Source organism: Hymenobacter nivis, from assembly GCF_006439025.1.
Taxonomy (GTDB): domain Bacteria; phylum Bacteroidota; class Bacteroidia; order Cytophagales; family Hymenobacteraceae; genus Hymenobacter; species Hymenobacter nivis_A.
Window position 1 is genome coordinate 172,282 of the sequence record NZ_RCYZ01000005.1, and the last position, 21,070, is coordinate 193,351.

Consider the following 21,070-nt stretch of genomic DNA (forward strand, 5'->3'; position numbering starts at 1 on the left):
TTTTAACTCAGATTCCTCCCTTCGGTCGGAATGACCATACTGGAACGACAATGAACTACGAAGAACTGATCAAGGAAACGGCCCTGGCCGACGACCGCCTCATCGTGATGACGGCCGAAAACCGCGCCCTCATCCGCAACCTGCCGGCCGTGCTGGGGCCCCGGTTCATCGACACCGGCATTACGGAGCAAACCCTGATCGGGTCGGCGGCCGGGCTGGCGTTGCGCGGGCGCATCCCGGTGGTGCACGCGCTGGCCACGTTCCTCACGCTGCGGGCCTTTGAGTTCATCCGCACCGACGTGGGCATCGGCCAGCTGCCGGTGAAAATCAGCAGCTTCGTGCCCGGCTTCTTGTCGGACGGTAACGGCCCCACCCACCAGGCCATCGAGGACGTGGCCCTGATGCGCGGCATCCCGGGCATGACCGTTTTCGCGCCCGCCGACGAGGAGGATATGCTGGCCATGCTGCCCCAAATTTGGGCCTCGCCCAGCCCCGCTTACGTGCGCATCAACACCCGTAAGGGCACCTACTCGCACGCGCCGTTCGAAATGGGCAAGGCCGAAGTAGTGGCCACCGGCACCGATGTAACGATTCTGGTGTACGGCATGCTGTTCGAGCAAGCCCTCATTGCCCGCGAGCTCCTCGAAGCCCAGGGCAAATCGGTGGGCCTCGTGAACATGCGCACCCTCAAGCCTGTGGACGAGGCCACGCTGCTGCAAGTGGTGCGCGCCGGGGGCCTGGTCGTGACGCTCGAAGACCACTTCCAAACCGGCGGCCTCTACTCCATCCTGGCCGAGGTGCTGCTCAAGAACGAGCTGACCGCCAAGGTGCTGCCCATTGCCCTCAACGAGAAGTGGTACAAGCCCGGTCTGCTCAGCGAAGTGCTCGAATACGAAGGCTTCACCGGCCAGCACATTGCCCAGCGCATTGCCGAAAAGCTGGGGGCCAACCCCGCCGCCATCACCACCAAAACCGAAGTGGTGGAAAACCAATTTGCCGAGTAGAAAAGCCGTTGACCATTCGTTCAGCATGACGCTCTAAAACCATCCCCCCATGCCCAATACCGTTTCTTCCAACGCCAATTACCCCGACTTCACCGAGTCGGACGCGCTGTACGCCCGCGCCACTTCCATCATGACGCCGGTGACCCAGACCTTGGCCAAGGGCCCCGGGCAGTACACCAAGGGCGGGGCTCCCAAGTACGTGAAGCGCGGCAAGGGCGCCCACATCTGGGACGTGGACGGCAACGAGTACCTTGATTTTCAGATGGGTATCGGCCCCATTTCGCTGGGCTACGCCTACCCGCGAGTAGACGACGCCATCCGGGCGCAGCTCGAAGACGGCATCACGTTCTCGATGATGCACGAGCTGGAAGTGCAGTTTGCCGAACTTATCCACGAGGTTATCCCCAACGCCGAGAGCATCCGCATCAGCAAAACCGGCGCCGACGTGTGCTCGGCGGCGGTGCGCGTGGCGCGCGCCTTCACGGGGCGGCCCCACGTGCTGTGCTGCGGCTACCACGGCTGGCACGATTGGTACATCGGCACCACGAGCCGCGACAAGGGCATCCCGCAGGAAAGCAAGGACTTGGTGGACGCGTTCGAGTACAACAACCTCGATTCGTTCAAGGAACTGCTGACACCCGACGTGGCCTGTGTCATCCTGGAGCCGTTCATTTTCGACGCGCCCAAGGACAACTTCCTGCACGAAGTGGCCCGCCTCTGCAAAGAGAACGGCACGCTGCTGATTTTCGACGAGATGTGGACCGGCTTCCGCATCGCCGTGGGCGGGGCCCAGGAGTACTTCGGCATCAAGGCCGACTTGGCCGTGTTCTCCAAGGCGTTTGCCAACGGGATGCCGATTTCCTTGCTCACCGGCCGCCGCGACGTGATGCAGCTGTTCGAGCAGGACGTGTTCTTCTTTACCACGTTCGGCGGCGAGGCCCTGAGCCTGGCCGCGGCCATGGCCACCATCGCCGAGATGCGCGAGCAGAACGTGCCCGCCCGCCTCGCCGAGCAAGGCAACAAGCTGAAGGAAGGCTACAACAAAATCGCCGCCGACCTCGGCCTGAACCAGTATACCAAGTGCTACGGCTACGACTGCCGCAGCATCGTCACGTTCGACGCCAGCGCCGGCAACCCCTTGGAAGTGAAGGCCTACGTGCAGCAGGAACTGTTCAAGCGCGGCATCATGTGGGGCGGTTTCCACAACATGTGCTTCTCGCACACCGACGCCGACGTGGCCCACGCCCTGGCCATGTACGCCGAAGTATTGCCGCTGTTGAAAGAAGCTATTGAGGCCGGCGACGTGGCTGCCCGCCTGCATGGCGAGCCGGTGGAAGCCGTGTTCCGCAAAGTGACCAACGCCGCCCCGGCCAAGGTGAAGTAAGCATTTAGGGCCCCTAGGGTCTGGGGGCCCTAGCTTCTTACTTCTGGACTGCCAACTTCCTTTATGAATCTCTTCGACCTAACCAACAAGACGGCCATCGTTACCGGCGCGTGCGGGCTGATTGGCCGGCAGCACTGCGCGGCACTGGCCGCCGCGGGCGCCAACGTGGTGGTAGCCGACATCAACCAAGCCGCGGCCGACGCGGTGGCGGCCGGGCTGCCCGGGGGCCCCCACCTGCCGCTGGCGGTGGACGTGACCAAGCCGGAATCGCTGGCGGCGGCGCGCGACCAAATCATCGGCCAATTCGGGCACATCGATGTGCTGGTGAACAACGCGGCCATCAACGACATGTTCGAGAACCCGGCGCTAGCCGCCGACCTCAGCAAGTTTGAGAACTTCCCGCTCGCCACGTTCCAGCAAGTGCTGGAAGTGAACGTGACGGGGATTTTCCTGGCCGCGCAGGTCTTCGGCACGCCGATGGCGGCGCAGGGCAGCGGCTCCATCATCAACGTGGCCAGCACCTACGGCATTGTGGGGCCCGACCAAAGCATTTACCGCAACGAGGCCGGCGAGCAAACCTTCTACAAATCACCGTCTTACCCCATGACCAAGGGCGCGGTGGTGAACTTCACCCGCTACCTGGCCGCGTACTGGGGCAACAAGGGGGTGAGGGTGAACACGCTCTCGCCGGGCGGCGTGGAGAATAGCCAGGACGCTTTTTTTGTAAAGCAGTACAGTGCCAAAACGCCTCTGGGCCGCATGGCCGCCGCCACCGACTACCAGGGCGCCGTGGTATTCCTGGCCTCCGAAGCCTCGGCCTACATGACCGGCGCCAACCTGGTGGTGGACGGCGGCTGGACAGCCATTTAGCGCGCACCGCGGCCTGTAGCGTGGACTCTGCGAGTCCGCGGCTCTCGCTTCGTCCTGCCGATTACCGTTTAGCGACCGTTCAAAAACGCGGACTACAAAGTCCGCGTTACAGCACTTCAACTCTCTCCTTAGTGAACCTAACCGAACTCCAAGCCCGCGCCCGGCGCATCAAACTGCTGCTGACCGACTGCGACGGCGTGCTCACCGACAACGGCGTGTACTACTCCGAACGCGGCGAGGAAATGAAGCGCTTCAGCATCCGCGACGGCATGGCCGTGGAGCGCCTGCGGGCCGTGGGCGTGGAAAGCGGCATCATGACCGGCGAAACGTCGGGCTCGGTGCAGAAGCGTGCCGACAAGCTGCGCATCACCGAGTTGCACCTGGGCATCAAGGACAAGCCGGCGCGGCTGCACGAAATCCTGGCCCGCACGGGCTTGGCAGCCGAGGAAATTGCCTTCATCGGCGACGACACCAACGACGTGGAAATTCTAAAACTGGTGGGCCTGGCGGCCTGCCCCGGCGACGCCACCAGCTTTGCGCGGGCCGTGGCTGACTTCCATTGCGAAACGCGCGGCGGGCACGGCTGCTTCCGCGAGTTGGCCGAGTTTATTATCGCTAGCCGGTAAAATAAAACGCCGGGCGGCACGTCTGGGGCCCCGGGGCCCTAAACAATCCCGGGGCCCTACTTATTTCGTAGCATTATTTTCTCTATTCGGCCAGTTTTTGGCCTTACTCCCACCCCACCCGCTTTGGCATGAGCACCGTACAAATCAAGAAGAACCGCAGCATTGGCCCCGGTCAGCCCTGTTACATCATCGCCGAAATTGGCATCAACCACAACGGCTCCGTCGACATTGCCAAGCAGTTGATTGACGCCGCGGTGGCCGCCGGTTGCGACGCTGTGAAGTTCCAGAAGCGCACGCCCGAGCTGTGCGTGCCCAAAGACCAGTGGGAAAAGATGCGCGACACCCCCTGGGGCCGCATGAGCTACATCGACTACAAGCGCAAAACCGAGTTCGGCCTGGAGGAATACACCGCCATCGACGACTACTGTAAGGCGCGTGGCATCGACTGGTTTGCCTCGTGCTGGGACGAGCCGTCGGTGGATTTCATGGAGCAATTTCAACCCGTGCTGTATAAAATGGCGTCGGCCTCGCTGACGGACAAGCCCTTGCTCGACCGCGTGCGCGCTACCGGCCGCCCGCTGATGCTGAGCACCGGCATGAGCACCCAAAACGAGATTACCGACGCCGTGGCTTACGTGGGCCTTGATAACCTGATGATTGCGCACAGCACCTCGGCCTACCCCTGCCCCCCGGCCGAGCTGAACCTGCGCATGATCCAGACGCTAATGCAGCAGTTCCCCGGCACGCCCATCGGCTACTCGGGCCACGAAACCGGCCTGAGCACCACCGTGACGGCCGTGGCCCTGGGCGCGTGCTTTGTGGAGCGCCACTTCACCCTCGACCGCGCCATGTGGGGATCTGACCACGCCGCCAGCGTGGAGCCCGGCGGCATGGCCAAGATGGTGCGCGACATCCGCGACACCGAAACCGGCCTCGGCGACGGCGTGAAGGTGGTGTACGAGAGCGAGAAAGAGCCCTTGCGCCGCCTGCGCCGCGAGGTGACGGCCGCCTAAGCCTTTCGAAAAACGGCCCGAATGTGCGGGCCGGCTGAAACTATTCGGGCCGCTCGCTTTTTTAGTGAGCGGCCCGCTTTTTGGGGCCCCACGCCCCCGCCGCCCCAACCCATCCCGTTATGCTGGAGACGATAAGCAGATTTTACGATGGCCTGAGCCCGGTGGGCCGCACCACGGCCATCACCACGCCCATCCTGCTGCTGGCGGTGGTGGTGCTGCTGGTGCTCGAGCGCAAGTACCCCTACCGCAAGGGCCTGCCGTTCTTCCGCGAAGGGCTGTTTCTGGACCTGTTCTGGTACACGCTGGTGCAGAGCTACTTCCTGCAAATCCTCATTTTTGGGTTCATCATCGCGCCGCTGGCCAAGCACTTCGGGGCCCAGTTTCACTGGGTGAGCAGCTGGCCAGTGGCGGCGCAGGTGGGCTTTTTCGTGGTCACGCACGACTTCTACATCTACTGGTTTCACCGCTTCCAGCACAACAGCGCCTTTTTCTGGCGCACCCACGAGGCGCACCACTCGGGCAAGCAGGTGGACTGGCTGGCCGGCTCGCGCTCGCACATCGTCGAAATCATCATTAACCAAACCATCGAGTTTGCGCCCATTGTTTTGCTGGGGGCCAACCCCATCGTGGTGCCCATCAAGGCCCTGATTGACGCCGTGTGGGGCATGTACATCCACGCCAATGTGGACGTGCACTCGGGCAAATTGCAGTACGTCATTAACGGGCCCGAGATGCACCTCTGGCACCACGCCGACCACGAGGAGGTGTACTTCGCCAATTTCTCGACCAAGTTTGCGGTGTGGGACTGGCTGTTTGGCACCGCCTACCTGCCCGAGGGGCGCAAGCCCATCCGCTGGGGCCTGCCCTACGCCTTCCCGAAGGATTACTTCTTGCAGCACGCCTTTTCGGTGCACCGCTTCGATGAGGGGGCCCTAGCTGAAAAATCGGCCCTGTTCCGGCACTACCACGGCCTGCGCTTCCGGGTGCTGCGCTGGGTGGGCCAGCGCGTGCCCGCGGCTAAGGTATTGCAGGGCTGGGACGTGCCCGATGGGGCCCCGGAAACCGTGGCGCGCCGCCCTGGCGACGCCCCCGGCGACAACCCCGGGGCCGCCGCGCCCGTTATTCTGGCTCCGGCCGAGTCGGCCCAGTCCGTTAGCGCCCTGTCTTGAATCTAGTTGCCAATTCCGCCTGGCTCTACCTAGTCATCGCTTCCGTAATGGAAGTGTGCTGGAACTACAGCCTGAAGTACACCAGCGTTGCCAAAATAAAGGCCATTGACTGGTCGCAGTTCTTTGCGACCCCGGCCGGCATCTACACCCTGCTGCCGGCCATCGGCTACGTGGCTTTTGGGGTGGCCAACGTGTTTTTTTTCTCGAAGGCCTTGAACCAGATTCCCGCCAGCACTGCCTTCGCGGTGTGGATGGGCATTGCCCTGGTCGGCATCAAAGTAGTGGACACCCTCGTACTTAAGGAGCCGTTCAGTGCGTGGCACGTGCTATACATCGGGTTCATCCTGGTCGGTATCGTAGGCCTGAAGCGCTCCGCGTAGGGCCCCCACTTTACTTTTCGTTTCCGCTATGATCCGCCTGATGCTTGCCGACGACCATGCCATCCTGCGCGACGGACTGCGGTCGCTGCTCGCTGCCGAGCCCGGCATCGACGTGGTGGGCGAGGCCGGCGACGGCGCCGAACTGCTGGCGCTGCTGGCTACCACGCCCGCCGATGTGGTGCTGATGGACATCAACATGCCCGTGCTCGACGGCTTTGAGGCCACGGCCGAGTTGCGGCAGCGCTTTCCCGACGTGAAGGTACTGGTGCTCAGTATGCTCGACCACGAGCACTACGTGTTGCGGATGCTCCAGGCCGGGGCCTTGGGCTACGTGCTGAAGAACGCCGCTTTCCAGGAAATTACCCACGCCATCCGCACTGTGGCAGCGGGGCAGCGCTTTTTGTGCACCGAAATCGGGCTCAACATGCTTTACAAGGCCGCGGGGGGGGCCCCGCCCGCCAGCCCTGAGCAGGCAGAGCCCGTCGCCGGCGTGGGCCTTACCGCCCGCGAGTTGGAAGTGCTCCGGCTCATCGCCGAGGGCCTTACCAACAGCGAAATTGCCGACAAGCTCTTCACCAGCAAGCGCACCATCGAAACCCACCGCCAGAACATCATCGGCAAAACCGGCGTCAAGAATACGGCCGCCCTCATCAAGCTGGCCGTCCGCCAGGGCCTCATTAGCTAAGGCCCTACTGCTTATTTAATATTAGCTAAGGCCTTACACCTTAGTTTAATATCCCGCCAATGGTGCCGATGGTAAGGGCCACAATGGCGGTGTTGAACACGAACGAGATGAGGCCATGGAGCAGAGCTATGCGCCGGATTGCGCGGCTGCTAATTCCCACGTCGGCCGTTTGGGCCGTCATGCCCACCACAAAGGAGAAGTAGGCGAAATCGAGGTAGTTGGGTTCGAGCTTTTTCTTGTCCTTGCCCTTCGCGTCGTCGTTGTCGTCGGGAAATACCAGACCGCCTTCGTCGTGGCCGGCCTCGTCGGCGTCGTAGTAGCTGTGGGCGTAGCGCAGCGTGAACACGCAGTGCACCAGCGACCAAGCCACGGCCACGGCCCCCACGCCCAGGGCCAGGTGCAGTGCTTTGGCGTCCTTGGGTACGCCTTTGAGGGTGCCCAGTAGCCCCACCACAGCCACGAGGCTGGCCAAGGCCCCCGCCAACACCACCACAAAGGCGGCCGTGCGGGGCAGGTCTTCGGCAGCGGCCACGCGGCGAATGTCGTCGACGTCGGCCACCCGCATCAGCACCACCACCAGCACCAGCAGGGTACCCCCGAAGGCATCCCAGGCGGCAACGGCGCGGGCCAGGGGCCCCAGCGCGGCGGGGGCCAGCCACAGGGCCAGGCCGGCTGCCGCCAGGGCCAGGGCCAGGCGCCCCGGCAGGGCCAGCAAATGGTGCCAGAACGAGGGCTTAGCGGCCGCAGCGGGGGGTATTGTCATGGGGCCCCAAGGTAAGCCCGGGCCCGTGTTGGTTGGCTGAACGCCGGGGCCCCGGCGGGGGGCCGTGCGCCGGATTTCCCTTTCTTTGCCGGCATGAACCCCGCCCCCCTCTCCGGCCTCTACGCCCCCTCGCTCGCCCTCGTCACCGATTTGTACCAGCTCACGATGGCCTACGGCTACTGGCAGCAGGGCATGCACGACCGCGAGGCCGTGTTCCACCTCTACTTCCGCAAGGCCCCGTTCCAGGGCGGCTACGCGGTGGCCGCCGGCCTGGCCCTGGCCGTGGACTGGCTGGAAAACCTGCGCTTTTCGGACGACGACCTGGCCTACCTCGGCGGCCTGCGCGGCAGCAAGGGCACGCCGCTGTTCCCGCCCGATTTCCTGGCCTACCTGCGCGACTTGAAATTTACCTGCGACGTGGACGCCGTGCCCGAGGGCACCGCGGTGTTCGGCAACGAGCCACTTATGCGCATCCAGGGGCCCCTACTGCAAGCCCAGCTGCTCGAAACGGCCTTGCTCACGCTCGTCAATTTCCAGACCCTCATCGCCACCAAGGCCGCCCGTATCCGCGAGGCTGCGGGGCCCCACGACCAGATTTTGGAGTTTGGCCTGCGCCGCGCCCAGGGCTTTGATGGGGGCCTGGGGGCCAGCCGGGCGGCCTACCTCGGCGGGGCCGACGCCACTAGTAACGTGCTGGCCGGCCAGCGCTACGGCCTACCCGTGCGCGGCACCCACGCCCACAGCTGGGTCATGTCGTTTGCTAATGAGGAAGAGGCCTTTACGGCTTACGCCCAGGCGTTTCCCGACGACTCAGTGTTCCTGGTGGATACCTACGACACGCTCGACGGTGTGCGCCACGCCATCGAAGTGGCCAAAAAAATGCGCGCCGACGGCCACGAGCTGGGCGGCATCCGCCTCGACTCGGGCGACCTGGCCTACCTCAGCCGCGGGGCCCGGGAGCTGCTCGACGCCGCCGGGTTTGAGAAAGTGCGCATCGTGGCCAGCAACGACCTGGAGGAAAACCTCATCACCAGCCTCAAGCAGCAAGGGGCCCGCATCGACACCTGGGGCGTGGGCACCCAGCTCGTGACGGCCTACAACCAAGCGGCCCTGGGGGGCGTGTACAAGCTGGCCGCCCTGCGCACGGCCGACGGCACGGGCTGGGATTTCACCATCAAGCTCAGCGAGCAGATTGCCAAAACCAGCATCCCCGGCATCTTGCAGGTGCGCCGCTACCTCGACGACCACGGCCGCCCGCGGGCCGACATGCTCTACAACACCGCCGCGCCCCTACCCGAACGCCTCGTGCTCGTGGACCCCAACGACGCCACCCGCCGCCGCCCGGTGCGCCCCGGGGCCCCCTTCCGCGAGCTGCTGGAGCCCGTGTTTCGCCAGGGCCGCCGCGTGCTCGACTTGCCCACCCTGGCCGAGAGCCGCGCACTCGCCCAGCGCGAAGTGGCCAGCCTCGACCCCGCCGTGCGCCGCTTCCTCAACCCCCACACCTACCCCGTGGGCCTGGAGCTGGGCCTCTACGACTACCGCACGGAGCTCATCCTGGCCAAGCGCCCCCAGCGCCCGGCGTAGGGCCCCGGCGCGGCCGCGGCGGCTGGGCTTACGTACACGGCAGCGCACCATTTCCTGACCGTATATGCCTGCGACCAATTTTTTCGCCCGCCCCGCCTATTTTATCCGCGAGCACATCGGGTTTCTGAAGTTGAAGGACACCTTCGACATTTTGGACGCCGAAACCAAGGAGCACATCGGCTACGCCACGGAGGAAAACCCCGCCTGGGTGAACTGGACGCGCCTGCTGCTCCAGAAGTACCGGATGCCCACCACCGTGGTCGTGCGTACCCTCGCCGACGATGCGCCCGTGCTGCGCCTGAGGCGCGGCTGGCGGTTCCTGCGCTCCAAAATCCGCGTTTACGACGGCCAAGACGAATTGCTGGGCTATTTCGAGAGCAAAATCCTGACCTTGGGCGGCGGCTTCCACGTTTACAACGCCCGGGGCATCCGCGTGGCCGACATCAACGGCAACTGGATCGGCCGGAACTTCCGCTTCCTCGACGCCGGCGGCGAGGCCCTGGGGCTGGTCACCAAAAAGTGGGCGGGCATCGGCCGCGAGCTGTTCACTACCTCCGACAATTACTTGATTTCCCTCACTGACCGGGGCACCGCGCAGCCCGCCACGGCTGCCTTGCTACTGGCCGCTGGCCTGGCCGTCGACGCGCTCTACAAGGAAGCCCGCAGCCAGGCCACCGGCACCACTACCGGCGACTTCAGCTACACGCCGGGGTAGCCAAACCGGGGCCCTACCGACCAGCGGGCTGTAAAAACAAAGCCGCCGTTACTGCCAAGGCAGCAACGGCGGCTTTGTTTTTACAGCCCGCAGGGGGAACTGACTACATGTGGATGGCCCGGTTGTCCGTGGCGGCCAGGCAGGCTTCTTTCATGGCCTCGGCGTAGGTGGGGTGGGCGTGGCTCATGCGGGCCACGTCCTCGGCGGAGGCGCGGAACTCCATGGCCGTCACGGCCTCGGCGATGAGGTCGGCGATGCGGGGCCCGATCATGTGCACGCCCAGGATTTCGTCGGTCGTCTTGTCGGCCAGCACCTTCACGAAGCCGTCGGTGTCCATGCTGGCGCGGGCGCGGCCGCTAGCCTTGAAGGGGAACGAGCCCACTTTGTAGGCCTTGCCCTCCTGCTTGAGCTGCTCCTCGGTGTAGCCCACGCCGGCCACCTCGGGCCAGGTGTACACCACCCCGGGGATGAGCAGGTAGTTGATGTGCGGCTTCTGGCCGGCAATGGTTTCGGCCACGAACGTGCCTTCTTCCTCGGCCTTGTGGGCCAGCATGGCCCCGCGCACCACGTCGCCGATGGCGTAGATGCCGGGCACGTTGGTTTGCAGGTGCGCGTCGACCTTGATGCGGCCGCGCTCTTCCATTTGCACACCGGCGGCTTCCAGGTTGAGGCCCGCCGTGTAGGGCGAGCGGCCCACGGCCACGAGGCAGTAGTCGCCCTCCAGCTTCAGCTCCTCGCCCTTGGGCGTGGTGGCCGTCACAGTCACCACGTCGCCGGCGCGGGTGGCGCCGGTCACCTTGTGGCCGAGGTAGAACTGGATGCCGATTTTGCCCAAAATGCGCTTAAGCTCCTTGCCCAGGGCCAGGTCCATGGTCGGGATGAGGCTGTCGGTGTACTCCACCACCGACACCTTGGCGCCGATGCGGGCGTAAATCGAGGCCATTTCCAGGCCAATCACGCCGCCGCCAATCACAATAAAGTGCTTGGGCACCTCGCGGATGGTGAGGGCCTCGGTGCTGGTGATGATGCGCTGCTTGTCTTGCTGAATGAACGGCAGCACCGTGGGCTTCGAGCCGGTGGCGATGATGACGTTCTTGGTTTCGATCTGCTGGGCCGCGCCGCCGCCGGTGGGCGCAATGCTGATGTGGTTCTTGTCAACGAACGAGCCGACGCCGGCCAGCACGTCGATTTTGTTCTTTTTCATGAGGTACGCAATGCCGTCCACATTGGCTTTCACCACGCCGCCCTTGCGGTCCATCATCTGGTTCATGTTCACCGCCAGGTCTTTCAGCTCAATGCCGTGCTCCTTGAACGTGGTGTGCGCGTTGTGGTAATGCTCGGTGCTGTCGAGCAAGGCCTTGCTCGGAATGCAGCCCACGTTGAGGCAGGTGCCACCCAGGGTGGGGTATTTCTCGATCAGCGCGGTTTTGAAGCCGAGTTGGGCGCAGCGAATGGCCGCCACATAGCCGCCGGGGCCGCTACCGATTACCGTAACGTCGTATTGGTTCATAAAAGCGAAAAGTCGGTTAAACGCCTAAAGGTACGGCGAAACCGGCTGCCGCCGGGGCCCCCAGCGCCCCCCGGGGCCCCCGAAAATCCAAAAAGCCCAACCGTAGCACGGTTGGGCTTTTCAGTTTTCCTCATCCCATTAATTGAGGCATTCGGCGTTGGCGCGCAGCACTTCGCGGGCAACGGCCAGGTTGGTGTCGCGCATGTTCACCACCAAGTAGATGAACTTGGTCCCGCTCGTGCTGAGCTTGATCAGGTGCAGCTGGTTGGTGAGCGTAATGAGGATGTCCTCAATCGTTTCACCGCTCAGCTTCAGGGCCGTCATGGCCTTTTGCTTTTGCTTCACCACTTCCGTGTTGTAAGCCGCCGCCGTGTCGGGGTTAATGGACGGCGAGTTCGAGTGCGAGGCTAAGCTCATGCCCGACACGGCGTCCACCACTGCTACGGCCATCAGCTGCGGCAAATCGGCCAGGATGGCGGCAATAGCCCCCGCGGCCGCTTGGTGCGGGCCGGGGACCCCGGTGGCCGCCGGGAGGGCAACCGGGGCGGGAGCCCCGGCGGCCGCAAGGGGTTCAGCTGCGCTGGGGGCTCCGGCCGCGCCCAAGGGCACGTCGGGCACCTCCGCCGCGGCAGGAGGCGCAGTGGTATCAGGGGGCCCCGCAAAAGCGAGGGCGGCGAGGGCAATTTCCTGGTTTTTCTTCTCGACTAATTTTCGGTAGGTCCTCGCTTTCACATTGGGCGGCCGGGCGGCACTGGGGAAACCATCGGGTTAGAAAAACAGCCAGTGGCGGCGCTTGGGCGCGGCGGGGGCCGTGCTAGCGGCAGCTGTGCTGGCAACAACCGCACCGGCGGGCCGCAGCGTCACGGCGGCGGGGGCTACGCCACGCACGGCAACTTCCTGGCTGGCCAAACCGCCGTAGCCGTACTGGAGCGTGGTGGCCGTACCGGCCGGCACGCGCAGCAGGTAGCTGCCGTCGGCGTTGGTACTCACGCCGTTGCGGGTGCCTTTGTGCATTACTGTGGCGCCCACCAGGGGCTGGCCGGCCTCGTCCAAAATGCGGCCGTGCACGAGCACCATGCTGCTAGCGGCAGCTTCGGCGCTTTCGGCACCCAGGGGCATGGCCGTTTCGGCGCTGGCGGCGGGCAGGTTACCAGCGGCGGGCAAGCCCGTGCCGGCCATGGTCACGCCGGCCAACAGGGCCCCCGTAGCCACCAGGGCCAGGGCCCGCTGGCGGAAGCGCACGGGCTGGGCCCGCACGTACTGCACTTGCTTCTGCACCCAGCTGGGGCTAGCGGCTTGCTCGTCGCCCAGCTGGTGCCAGCGCGTGAGGGTTTCGTGGGCCTGGGTGTTGTCGCTGCGCAGGTATTGTTCCACGGCCTGGGCCGAGGCGCGGGCGAGGTCGCCGCGCAGGTAGGCGTCGCGGTACACCGGCAGCAGCTCGCCGGTCTGGGGGTCGAAGGGGGTAGCGGTCAGTTTCATAGCTTTGGAAAGAGAGTGAGAGTGAAACGAAAAAGGGGTGAAACGAAGAGGCAACCAATGGGGGCCCCGGCTAGCCAGGGGCCTCGTTTAGCCGTTCCAAGCCGCTGCGCATCACCTCGCGGGCAATCCCGAGGTTGGTGTCGCGGCAGTCCACGGCCACGTATAAAAACTGCTGGCCTTGGGGCAACAGCCGCAACAGGTGCAGCTGCGAGCGCAGCGTCACCAACACTTCTTCGAGGGCTTCGGGGGGGGTGCCCGGCGGCCCATCGGCGAGCAGGGCCCCCAACTGGCGCACCACCTCGGCGTTGGGGCCGGCCACGGCCCCAGGGCGGAACTCGCGGCTGGCCGCGTAACTGGCCAGCAGCTGGCCCGAGGCCACGTCCACCACGGCGGTGGCCAGCACCTCGGGCAGCTCGGCCAGCACGTGGCGCAGCACCCGCTCGATGCCCGCCCGGGCGGGGCCGTTGGTGGCCACCACCACTTGTTGCACGGGCTGCCCAGCCCAACTCTGCAACTGCTGAAAAAACGGAATTTTCATGGCCTCCGAACCGGTACGGCCCTGGCCGGGGGCGGCCCCGTGGCCGCCCCCGGAGTGGTTTTAGTTAGTTGATGTGCTCCGTGTTGGCGCGCAGCACTTCGCGGGCAATGGCCAGGTTGGTGTCGCGCATGTTCACCACCAAGTAGATGAACTTGGTGCCAGTCGCGTTGAGCTTGATCAGGTGCAGCTGGTTGGTGAGGCTGATGAGGATGTCCTCAATCGTTTCGCCGCTCAGCTTCAGGGCCGCCATGGCCTTTTGCTTTTGCTTCACCACTTCCGTGTTGTAGGCCGCCGCCGTGTCGGGGTTGATGGACGGCGAGTTTGAGTGCGAAGCCAGGCTCATGCCCGAGGTGGCGTCCACCACCGCCACGGCCATCAGCTGCGGCAAGTCGGTGAGGATGTTTTGTACGGCTTGGCCGGCAGGAGAATTAGTAGAGTAAGCCATTAGTAATAGAGAGGATAAAAAAGAGGAATGGGTGAGAAGAGTGGCAACCAAGCACGGCCCAACGCCGAAAGGCGGCCGTGGCGCCCAGCACCCCAATGGGGCCCCAGGGAAGCGAATAGAAGGTTATTGTAATTGCATTTTTATAAATTTATTAATTCAGCCGATTTTAAATCGACAACCTTTATTCAACATGATTATTGAATAAGTACAAATTACGCAATACTAGCAAATTGAATTATTGATAGGCGATAATATTTTTTCTTTTGCTAAATCCGCTCCTAAGCGTATTTCGTACTCCGTATCAACATTACAAATGTCTTACTATTGCATTATTCTAAAAATGACGGTTATCATTTATTGAAATGATTAACCTCAGCATAGCACTTAATACCTATAAAAAAATATAATAAAACCAATAAAATCTGTTTTGTAAGCAATTCATTTACAAAAGGCCCAAATGCGGCACCGCCCAACGCCAGCGGGGGCTGGGTTGGGCGGCGGGCAAGCGGGGCGGCGGGCAGGGCCCAGTGGGGTCCCCGGGGCTAGTCGTAGAGGCTGGAAATTTGCGCGAGGCGGCTGGGGGCCAGCAGCGTAATGCGGCTGCCGCGCGTGTCGATGATGCCCTCGGCCTTGAATTCGGAAAGCAGGCGGGTGGCCGTTTCCTTGGCCGTGCCCACCAGGGCGGCTAGGTCCTCGCGTGAGAGGGAAATGGTGAACGGCGTAGCCGCGTCGGCGTCGGCGTCGTGGTAGGTGCGCAGCAGCAGCAGCAGGGCCTCGGCCAGCCGCTCGCGCACGGGCTTGTAGGCCAGGTGCAGCATGCGCTCCTCGGCGTCGCTCATGCCTTGGGCCATCATTTGCATCAGCGACACCGAAAACTGCACGTTGGAATGCACCAGGCGCAGAAAATCGGTGCGCGGTACGAAGCACACCACGCAATCGTCGAGGGCCACGGCGGAAGTCGAGTAGCGGCTTTCGGTCAGCAGCGAGCGGCAGCCCAGCACGTCGCCGCCCTTGGCCAGGCGCACAATCTGCTCCTTGCCGTCGCCGCCCACCCGCGTCACCTTGATGCGGCCCTGGCGCACGCAGTGCATCCCCAACGTGGTGCTGCCAGCGCTGAAAATAGCCTGTCCTTTTTGGTACACTTGCGACGTTTTGTTGTCGGCAATCATGCCCAATTCGTCCAGCTGGCAGCAGCCCAGCAGGGGCCCCTTGCGGTTGGGGCAGCTCGAGCAGGTAGGCAGGGCGGGGTAGCTCATGGGACGGCGCTAAGGGATAAGACCTACCAAAGTTAACGCCACGCCTTTACATAAGCGAGAAAAATAATATTTAAACCGGCATATAGGGTTGTTCATCGACGCATTTTACTTGTTTAACGTCAAAAATAAAAAATACCCGACGCGCAAAATTGCACGTCGGGTATTTTTTATTGCACTAGTCGTTGGCGGTGCGTCTATTTTTTGGCCTGCGTCGCCACCCAGGCCGAGCCGCTGGCCACCACCAGCGCGTCTTCACCCAAGCCCACGAGCGACGTGTTGGTGTGGGTGCGCTCGCTGATGGTTTTGCGTAGCCAGAACGAGGCAAACGTGGCGGCCACCGCCCCCAGGCTGCCCACCAGGGCTCCGCTCAGGGCGCTGCCGCCGCGGGCTTTGTAGAGCGTGGCGCCCACCAGGGCCCCCGAGGCAGCCCGGGCCCCCACTTGCTGGGGCTCGATGCGGTCGCCGGCATTGGGCGCTTTGTCGCCCACCAGCTCCAGGCCCATCAGGCCCTTGAGGGTGCTGGCTACGGTGGGGTTTTGCAGGAAGCGGAGCGGCGACTTGGCCAGGGCCTTGGGCCGGGCCTGCCCGCCCAAGTAGTGGCTCAGGAACATAGGGCCGCTGGTGGCGCGCATGCCCGAGAGGGCTGCCAGGCCCAGCACGGGCCAGAAGCGGGCCGTGGGAGCGGGCTTGGGCCAGTTAGGGTCCTTCTTGAACTTGGCGGCTTTCGATTTTTTGGCTTTCATAAAAAATTTAAGGCTACGAGCCGGGCGCACGTGCCCGGCTCGTAGCCTTAACGAAAATCGCGGCCCGAAGGCTGATTTTTTAACGCTGCCCGCCCGGGGCCCTACACGCCCAGCAGCAGGCGGGTGGGGTCTTCGAGCAGTTCCTTCACCCGCACCAGGAAGCTGACCGACTCGCGGCCGTCGATGATGCGGTGGTCGTAGCTGAGGGCCAGGTACATCATGGGCCGGATTACCACCTGGCCGTTCTCGGCGATGGGGCGCTGGATGATGTTGTGCATGCCCAGGATGGCCGACTGCGGAGCGTTGATGATGGGCGTGCTCAGCATCGAGCCGAAAATGCCGCCGTTGGTGAGCGTAAACGTGCCGCCCGTCATCTGCTCGATGGTGAGCTTGTTGTCGCGGGCCAGCCCGGCCAGGCGCACCACTTCCTTCTCAATACCATCGAAGGAGAGCTGCTCGGCGTTGCGAATCACAGGTACTACCAAGCCCTTGGGGGCCGATACGGCGATACTAATATCGCAGAAGTCGTTGAATACAATGTCGGTACCGTCAATCTGCGCGTTTACCGACGGCCACTCCTTCAGGGCCACGCATACGGCCTTGGTGAAGAACGACATGAAGCCCAGGCCCACGCCGTTTTTCTCCTTAAACTTGTCCTTGAACTTGGTGCGCAGGTCCATGATGGGCTGCATGTTTACCTCGTTGAAGGTGGTGAGCATGGCCGTTTCGTTCTTCACCGATACCAGGCGGCGGGCCACCGTTTTGCGCAGGTTGCTCATGCGCTCGCGGCGCTGGCCGCGGCTACCGGCCGGGGCCCCGGGGGCCGCCGGGGCGGCTGCTGGAGCAGCAGGAGCTGCTGCTGCCGGGGCGGCTTGCGGCGCCGGGGCAGCGGGCTTGGCCTGCGCGTTCTGGGCATCTTCCTTGGTAATGCGGCCGTCGCGGCCCGAGCCGGCCACGTCGGCAGCGGCTACGCCTTTCTCGTCCAGTATTTTGCTGGCGGCCGGCGAGGGTACGCCCGTGGCGTAGGTAGCGGCACCGGGCGCGGCGGGCGCCTGGGCCAGGGGCACCGCCGCCGCCGGGGCGGCAGGGGCCGCTGCCGGTGCGGCCGCTGGGGCCCCAGTACCGCCCTCGATGCGGGCAATCAGGGCCCCAATGCCGATGGTTTCGCCCTCCTGCGCGGCGTGGCGCAGGATGCCTTCGGCTTCGGCGGGCAGCTCAAAAGTGGCCTTGTCGGACTCCAGCTCGGCAATCACTTCGTCGCGCTTCACGGCCGCGCCGTCGGGCTTCAGCCATTTGGCAATGGTCACTTCCGTGATGGACTCGCCAACGGCAGGAATCTTCATTTCTACGGTGCCGCCGCCCGCTGCGGGAGCGGCAGCCGGCGTGGCAGCCGGGGCCCCGGCGGGCCGGTCGGCGGGGGCCCCACCGTAGCCGGCCTGGTCGCTGGCCTTGGGGTTTTCCTCGCCTTTAGCCAGCGGGTCGGCCGCGGGGGCTGCAGGGGCAGCGGGGGCAGCCGCAGGAGCGGCGGCCGGAGCCGCATCGGCAGGGGCCCCGGCAGCGGCGCTGCCGCCGTCGAGCTCGGCGATGGTGGTGCCGATGCCGATGGTTTCGCCCTCGGCCACCCGGATCTTCAGCACACCGTCCGATTCGGCAGGCAGCTCAAAGGTGGCTTTGTCGGATTCGAGCTCGGCAATTACCTCGTCGCGTTTCACGGCGTCGCCGTCTTTTTTCAGCCACTTGGCAATGGTCACTTCCGTGATGGACTCGCCGACGGCGGGAATTTTGATTTCGGTGGGCATGGGCAACAGGTGGAGAAAGCGTCTGGAAAGTGTGATTTAGAAAAGCAAGGGGGCCCTGGGCAACAAAGGACCCGGAGCGGCCGGCCGCGTACTGGGCGCGGCGCGACGCGCTTAGTACGGCTAGTCCTGCTTTTTGGCGATTTCCGCCGTTTCCTTAATTTGTTCGGTGGCCACGGCTTCTTTAGGCTTGTCGAAAGCGCGGGCCACGAGGTCTTTTTGCTCTTTGATGTGGATTTTGTTGTAGCCGGTGGCCGGAGAGGCCGACGGTTTGCGGGCCACGACGTCTTCCAGCTCGCGGCGCATGAAGCGGAGTAGGTAGTTCCAGTAGCCCATGTTCTCGGGCTCCTCCTGTACCCAGTACACTTTGGCTTTGGGGTACTTAGCCAGCTCGGCCTGCAGCTGCTGCTGCGGGAAGGGGTGCAATTGCTCCACGCGCACCAGGGCCACGTCGGTGCGGTTGCTGGTGCGCTGCTCGTCGAGCAAGTCGTAGTACACCTTGCCCGAGCACAGCAGCACGCGCTTCACCTTCTTGGCTTCGGCGTAGTCGTCGGCCAGCACTTCGCGGAAGTGGCCGCTGGTGAATTCCTCCACCGGCGACACGCACAGCGGGTTGCGCAGCATGCTCTTGGGCGACATTACCACCAACGGCTTGCGGAAGCTCCAGGTGAGCTGGCGGCGCAGCAGGTGGAAGAAGTTGGCCGGCGTGGTCACGTTGGCCACGATGATGTTGTTCTCGGCGGCTAGCTGCAAGAAGCGTTCGGGGCGGGCGTTGGAGTGCTCGGGGCCCTGGCCTTCGTAGCCGTGGGGCAGCAGCATCACCAGGCCGTTCATGCGTTGCCACTTGCTCTCGGAGCTCACCACGAACTGGTCGATCATGGTTTGGGCGCCATTGGCGAAGTCGCCGAACTGGGCTTCCCACACCACCAGGGCCGTGGGGTTGGCCATGCCGTAGCCGAATTCAAAGCCCAGCACCGCGTACTCGCTCAGCAGCGAGTTAAAGATGCTCAGCTGCTGATGCTCACCCTCCAAGTGGTTGAGCGAATTGTAGGGCGCGCTAGTTTCGGCGTCGTGCAGCACCGCGTGGCGGTGCGAGAAGGTGCCGCGCTGCACGTCCTGGCCGCTCACGCGCACGATGTGGTTTTCGGTCAGCAGCGAGCCGTAGGCCAGCAGCTCGCCGGCGGCCCAGTTCAGCACGCGGGTTTCGTAGAACATCTTGCGGCGCTCGCGCAACAAGTTGTCGATCTGCTTGATGGGCTTGAAGCCGTCGGGAATCGTAGTCAGGGCCTTGGCTACTTTGGCCACCACTTCTTCGGCAATGCCGGTTTCGGGCGATTGAGCGAAGTCGTCGTTGGTGCTGCGGCGCAGGCTGCGCCACTCGTTTTCCAGGGCTTGGTACTTATAAGGCAGCGGCTTCTGCTTCACCAGATCGAGGCGGGCTTGCAGCGTGTCGCGGAATTCCTTGTCCATCTGGTTGGCCAGCTCGGCGTCCACGTCGCCGCGCTGCACCAGCGTGGCGTTGTACACCTCACGCGGGTTCTGGTGCTTCGAGATGATGTTGTAGAGCGTGGGCTGGGTGAACTTGGGCTCGTCCGACTCGTTGTGGCCGTGGCGGCGGTAGCACACCATGTCGATGAAGAAATCGGCGTGGAACTGCTGGCGGTATTCGGCGGCGAGCTGGGCGGCAAATACCACGGCCTCGGGGTCGTCGCCGTTGACGTGGATCACCGGCGCGTCAATCATCTTGGCCAGGTCGGTGCAATAAATCGACGAGCGCGCGTCCTCAAAATCGGTGGTGAAGCCCACCTGGTTGTTGATGACGAAGTGCACCGTGCCACCGGTTTTGTAGCCTTCCAGCTGCGACATCTGCGTCAGCTCGTAGCCGATGCCCTGGCCAGCTAGCGCCGCGTCGCCGTGGATGAGGATGGGCAGGATTTTGTGGTAGTCGCCACCGTACTGGTGCTCGATTTTGGCGCGCACGAAGCCTTCCACCACTGGGTTCACCGCCTCGAGGTGCGAGGGGTTGGGGGCCAGCTTAAGGTTGACCTTATGTCCGTTAGCCGTTTCCACCTCCGACGAGTAGCCCATGTGGTACTTCACGTCGCCGTCGCCCATCGTAAGGTCGGGGATGGCCGTGCCCTCAAACTCCGAGAAGATCTGCTCGTAGGTTTTGCCCATGATGTTGGCCAGCACGTTCAGGCGGCCGCGGTGGGCCATCCCGATCATCACCTCCTGCACCCCCAGGTCGGCGGCTTTGCCAATGATGGCATCCAGGGCCGGAATCGTGGTTTCGCCGCCTTCGAGCGAGAAGCGCTTCTGCCCCAAGAACTTGGTGTGCAAGAAGTTCTCGAACACCACCGCCTCGTTCAGCTTCTTCAGAATGCGCGTTTTGTACTCCACGCTGGGGTTGAAGGCCAGGGCTTCGCGCTCGATTTTCTCGCGCAGCCAGTCCAGCACCTTGGGGTCGCGGATGTACATGTACTCGAAGCCCACCGTGCCGGTGTAAATCTTTTCCAGCGCCGCGATGATATCGCGCAGCGTGGCCTGGGGCCCTAGGCCCAGCGTTTCGCCGTTGCGGAAGGCCGTGTCCAGGTCGGCGTCGCTCAGGCCAAAGTCCGACAGGTCGAGGTGGGGCTGGCGGTCTTTGCGCTCGCGCACCGGGTTGGTTTTGGCGCGCAGGTGGCCGCGGCTGCGGTAGGCGTGGATGAGGTTGCGGACGGCGGTTTCCTTGTTGCTAGGCGCGGCTTCGTTGCCAATCAGGCCCGCGGGGGCGTTGTTGGTGGAGGCCACGGTGTTCAGCACGCCGTAATCTTTGGGCTGGGGCCCCGTGGGGGCGGCGGGCGTGGTTACCGGGCCGGCGGGCGCGGCAGCGGCGGTGCCGTTGGCGGCCGGGGCACCCTCGGGCGGAAATTGCTGCGAGAAGTCAAACCCTTCGAAAAACTTGCGCCAGCCAAAATCCACCGATTCGGGGTTTTGCTGGTACGCCTGGTACAGGGTTTCGATGGCCACCGCGTCGGCGTTGGCGATATAAGAGTAGGAATCCATGGGCAGAAGTACTGGGTGGGTATAGCTATGCAAAAGTAAAAGGCCTGAAAATAAAGCCCAAACCT

At 63.8% G+C, this 21,070-nt stretch carries 20 protein-coding genes; 10 read left to right on the top strand and 10 right to left on the bottom strand.

Features of this window, described 5'->3' with window-relative positions; translation table 11 throughout:
- The first annotated feature begins 50 nt into the window (after positions 1-50).
- The 8 genes from EAH73_RS13205 (at position 51) to EAH73_RS13240 (ending at position 7,131) form a co-directional block, all read left to right on the top strand.
- Positions 51-1,004 carry a transketolase family protein gene (locus EAH73_RS13205; protein WP_140467275.1) on the top strand — a complete coding sequence of 318 codons (954 nt, stop codon included), beginning with the start codon at positions 51-53 and terminating at the stop codon, positions 1,002-1,004.
- A 49-nt stretch (positions 1,005-1,053) separates the two neighbouring features.
- Positions 1,054-2,388 (top strand): aminotransferase class III-fold pyridoxal phosphate-dependent enzyme, encoded by a 1,335-nt coding sequence (locus EAH73_RS13210; RefSeq protein WP_140467277.1) that lies wholly within the window; start codon positions 1,054-1,056, stop codon positions 2,386-2,388.
- Positions 2,389-2,451: 63 nt separating this feature from the next.
- A complete protein-coding gene (locus EAH73_RS13215; protein WP_140467279.1) occupies positions 2,452-3,258 on the top strand; it encodes an SDR family oxidoreductase in 807 nt (268 codons plus the stop codon).
- 131 nt (positions 3,259-3,389) lie between these two features.
- Entirely contained in the window at positions 3,390-3,884 is a 495-nt protein-coding gene (locus EAH73_RS13220) for a KdsC family phosphatase (protein WP_140467281.1), read from the top strand.
- Between the two features lie 128 nt (positions 3,885-4,012).
- Complete coding sequence (locus tag EAH73_RS13225; RefSeq protein ID WP_140467283.1) at positions 4,013-4,897, top strand: N-acetylneuraminate synthase family protein; 885 nt, start codon at positions 4,013-4,015, stop codon at positions 4,895-4,897.
- Between the two features lie 119 nt (positions 4,898-5,016).
- A complete protein-coding gene (locus EAH73_RS13230; protein WP_140467285.1) occupies positions 5,017-6,066 on the top strand; it encodes a sterol desaturase family protein in 1,050 nt (349 codons plus the stop codon).
- Positions 6,063-6,446, top strand: a complete 384-nt coding sequence (locus EAH73_RS13235; protein ID WP_140467287.1) for a DMT family transporter — start codon at positions 6,063-6,065, stop codon at positions 6,444-6,446. The genes EAH73_RS13230 and EAH73_RS13235 overlap by 4 nt, the downstream gene beginning before the upstream one ends.
- A 28-nt stretch (positions 6,447-6,474) precedes the next feature.
- Positions 6,475-7,131 (top strand): response regulator, encoded by a 657-nt coding sequence (locus EAH73_RS13240; protein ID WP_140467289.1) that lies wholly within the window; start codon positions 6,475-6,477, stop codon positions 7,129-7,131.
- A 40-nt stretch (positions 7,132-7,171) separates the two neighbouring features.
- Here EAH73_RS13240 and EAH73_RS13245 read toward each other — a convergent pair whose 3' ends face one another.
- Positions 7,172-7,894: a DUF1345 domain-containing protein gene (locus EAH73_RS13245; RefSeq protein WP_140467291.1), complete on the bottom strand. Its 723-nt coding sequence runs from the start codon at positions 7,892-7,894 to the stop codon at positions 7,172-7,174.
- 93 nt (positions 7,895-7,987) lie between these two features.
- Here EAH73_RS13245 and EAH73_RS13250 point away from each other — a divergent pair, with 93 nt between their 5' ends.
- Positions 7,988-9,478: a nicotinate phosphoribosyltransferase gene (locus EAH73_RS13250; protein WP_140467293.1), complete on the top strand. Its 1,491-nt coding sequence runs from the start codon at positions 7,988-7,990 to the stop codon at positions 9,476-9,478.
- Positions 9,479-9,542: 64 nt separating this feature from the next.
- Positions 9,543-10,193 carry a phospholipid scramblase-related protein gene (locus EAH73_RS13255; protein ID WP_140467295.1) on the top strand — a complete coding sequence of 217 codons (651 nt, stop codon included), beginning with the start codon at positions 9,543-9,545 and terminating at the stop codon, positions 10,191-10,193.
- A gap of 103 nt (positions 10,194-10,296) precedes the next feature.
- Here EAH73_RS13255 and lpdA read toward each other — a convergent pair whose 3' ends face one another.
- From lpdA to EAH73_RS13300, 9 genes are all read right to left on the bottom strand, one after another.
- Positions 10,297-11,703 (bottom strand): dihydrolipoyl dehydrogenase, encoded by a 1,407-nt coding sequence (gene lpdA / locus EAH73_RS13260; protein ID WP_140467297.1) that lies wholly within the window; start codon positions 11,701-11,703, stop codon positions 10,297-10,299.
- Positions 11,704-11,841: 138 nt separating this feature from the next.
- Entirely contained in the window at positions 11,842-12,435 is a 594-nt protein-coding gene (locus tag EAH73_RS23690) for a hypothetical protein (protein WP_240047242.1), read from the bottom strand.
- A gap of 36 nt (positions 12,436-12,471) precedes the next feature.
- Entirely contained in the window at positions 12,472-13,182 is a 711-nt protein-coding gene (locus EAH73_RS13270; RefSeq protein WP_140467299.1) for a carboxypeptidase-like regulatory domain-containing protein, read from the bottom strand.
- Positions 13,183-13,252: 70 nt separating this feature from the next.
- On the bottom strand, positions 13,253-13,720 hold the full coding sequence (locus tag EAH73_RS13275; RefSeq protein ID WP_140467301.1) for a hypothetical protein: 468 nt from the start codon (positions 13,718-13,720) through the stop codon (positions 13,253-13,255).
- Between the two features lie 64 nt (positions 13,721-13,784).
- Entirely contained in the window at positions 13,785-14,165 is a 381-nt protein-coding gene (locus tag EAH73_RS13280) for a hypothetical protein (protein WP_140467302.1), read from the bottom strand.
- Between the two features lie 542 nt (positions 14,166-14,707).
- Positions 14,708-15,421 carry a Crp/Fnr family transcriptional regulator gene (locus tag EAH73_RS13285; protein ID WP_140467304.1) on the bottom strand — a complete coding sequence of 238 codons (714 nt, stop codon included), beginning with the start codon at positions 15,419-15,421 and terminating at the stop codon, positions 14,708-14,710.
- A 194-nt stretch (positions 15,422-15,615) separates the two neighbouring features.
- The gene (locus EAH73_RS13290; RefSeq protein WP_140467306.1) at positions 15,616-16,164 is read right to left on the bottom strand and encodes a DUF4126 family protein; all 549 of its coding nucleotides are present in this window, start codon (positions 16,162-16,164) and stop codon (positions 15,616-15,618) included.
- A 101-nt stretch (positions 16,165-16,265) separates the two neighbouring features.
- On the bottom strand, positions 16,266-17,963 hold the full coding sequence (gene odhB / locus EAH73_RS13295; protein WP_140467308.1) for a 2-oxoglutarate dehydrogenase complex dihydrolipoyllysine-residue succinyltransferase: 1,698 nt from the start codon (positions 17,961-17,963) through the stop codon (positions 16,266-16,268).
- Between the two features lie 120 nt (positions 17,964-18,083).
- Positions 18,084-21,005 (bottom strand): 2-oxoglutarate dehydrogenase E1 component, encoded by a 2,922-nt coding sequence (locus EAH73_RS13300; protein ID WP_140467310.1) that lies wholly within the window; start codon positions 21,003-21,005, stop codon positions 18,084-18,086.
- Positions 21,006-21,070: the final 65 nt, after the last annotated feature.

What these genes read in the sequence shown, in the direction of transcription:
- EAH73_RS13205 (WP_140467275.1), top strand. Translation starts at nt 51, where the DNA reads ATGAACTACGAAGAACTGATCAAGGAAACGGCCCTGGCCGACGACCGC.
- EAH73_RS13210 (WP_140467277.1), top strand. Translation starts at nt 1,054, where the DNA reads ATGCCCAATACCGTTTCTTCCAACGCCAATTACCCCGACTTCACCGAG.
- EAH73_RS13215 (WP_140467279.1), top strand. Translation starts at nt 2,452, where the DNA reads ATGAATCTCTTCGACCTAACCAACAAGACGGCCATCGTTACCGGCGCG.
- EAH73_RS13225 (WP_140467283.1), top strand. Translation starts at nt 4,013, where the DNA reads ATGAGCACCGTACAAATCAAGAAGAACCGCAGCATTGGCCCCGGTCAG.
- EAH73_RS13230 (WP_140467285.1), top strand. Translation starts at nt 5,017, where the DNA reads ATGCTGGAGACGATAAGCAGATTTTACGATGGCCTGAGCCCGGTGGGC.
- EAH73_RS13240 (WP_140467289.1), top strand. Translation starts at nt 6,475, where the DNA reads ATGATCCGCCTGATGCTTGCCGACGACCATGCCATCCTGCGCGACGGA.
- EAH73_RS13245 (WP_140467291.1), bottom strand. Translation starts at nt 7,894, where the DNA reads ATGACAATACCCCCCGCTGCGGCCGCTAAGCCCTCGTTCTGGCACCAT.
- EAH73_RS13250 (WP_140467293.1), top strand. Translation starts at nt 7,988, where the DNA reads ATGAACCCCGCCCCCCTCTCCGGCCTCTACGCCCCCTCGCTCGCCCTC.
- EAH73_RS13255 (WP_140467295.1), top strand. Translation starts at nt 9,543, where the DNA reads ATGCCTGCGACCAATTTTTTCGCCCGCCCCGCCTATTTTATCCGCGAG.
- lpdA (WP_140467297.1), bottom strand. Translation starts at nt 11,703, where the DNA reads ATGAACCAATACGACGTTACGGTAATCGGTAGCGGCCCCGGCGGCTAT.
- EAH73_RS13270 (WP_140467299.1), bottom strand. Translation starts at nt 13,182, where the DNA reads ATGAAACTGACCGCTACCCCCTTCGACCCCCAGACCGGCGAGCTGCTG.
- EAH73_RS13275 (WP_140467301.1), bottom strand. Translation starts at nt 13,720, where the DNA reads ATGAAAATTCCGTTTTTTCAGCAGTTGCAGAGTTGGGCTGGGCAGCCC.
- EAH73_RS13280 (WP_140467302.1), bottom strand. Translation starts at nt 14,165, where the DNA reads ATGGCTTACTCTACTAATTCTCCTGCCGGCCAAGCCGTACAAAACATC.
- EAH73_RS13285 (WP_140467304.1), bottom strand. Translation starts at nt 15,421, where the DNA reads ATGAGCTACCCCGCCCTGCCTACCTGCTCGAGCTGCCCCAACCGCAAG.
- EAH73_RS13290 (WP_140467306.1), bottom strand. Translation starts at nt 16,164, where the DNA reads ATGAAAGCCAAAAAATCGAAAGCCGCCAAGTTCAAGAAGGACCCTAAC.
- odhB (WP_140467308.1), bottom strand. Translation starts at nt 17,963, where the DNA reads ATGCCCACCGAAATCAAAATTCCCGCCGTCGGCGAGTCCATCACGGAA.
- EAH73_RS13300 (WP_140467310.1), bottom strand. Translation starts at nt 21,005, where the DNA reads ATGGATTCCTACTCTTATATCGCCAACGCCGACGCGGTGGCCATCGAA.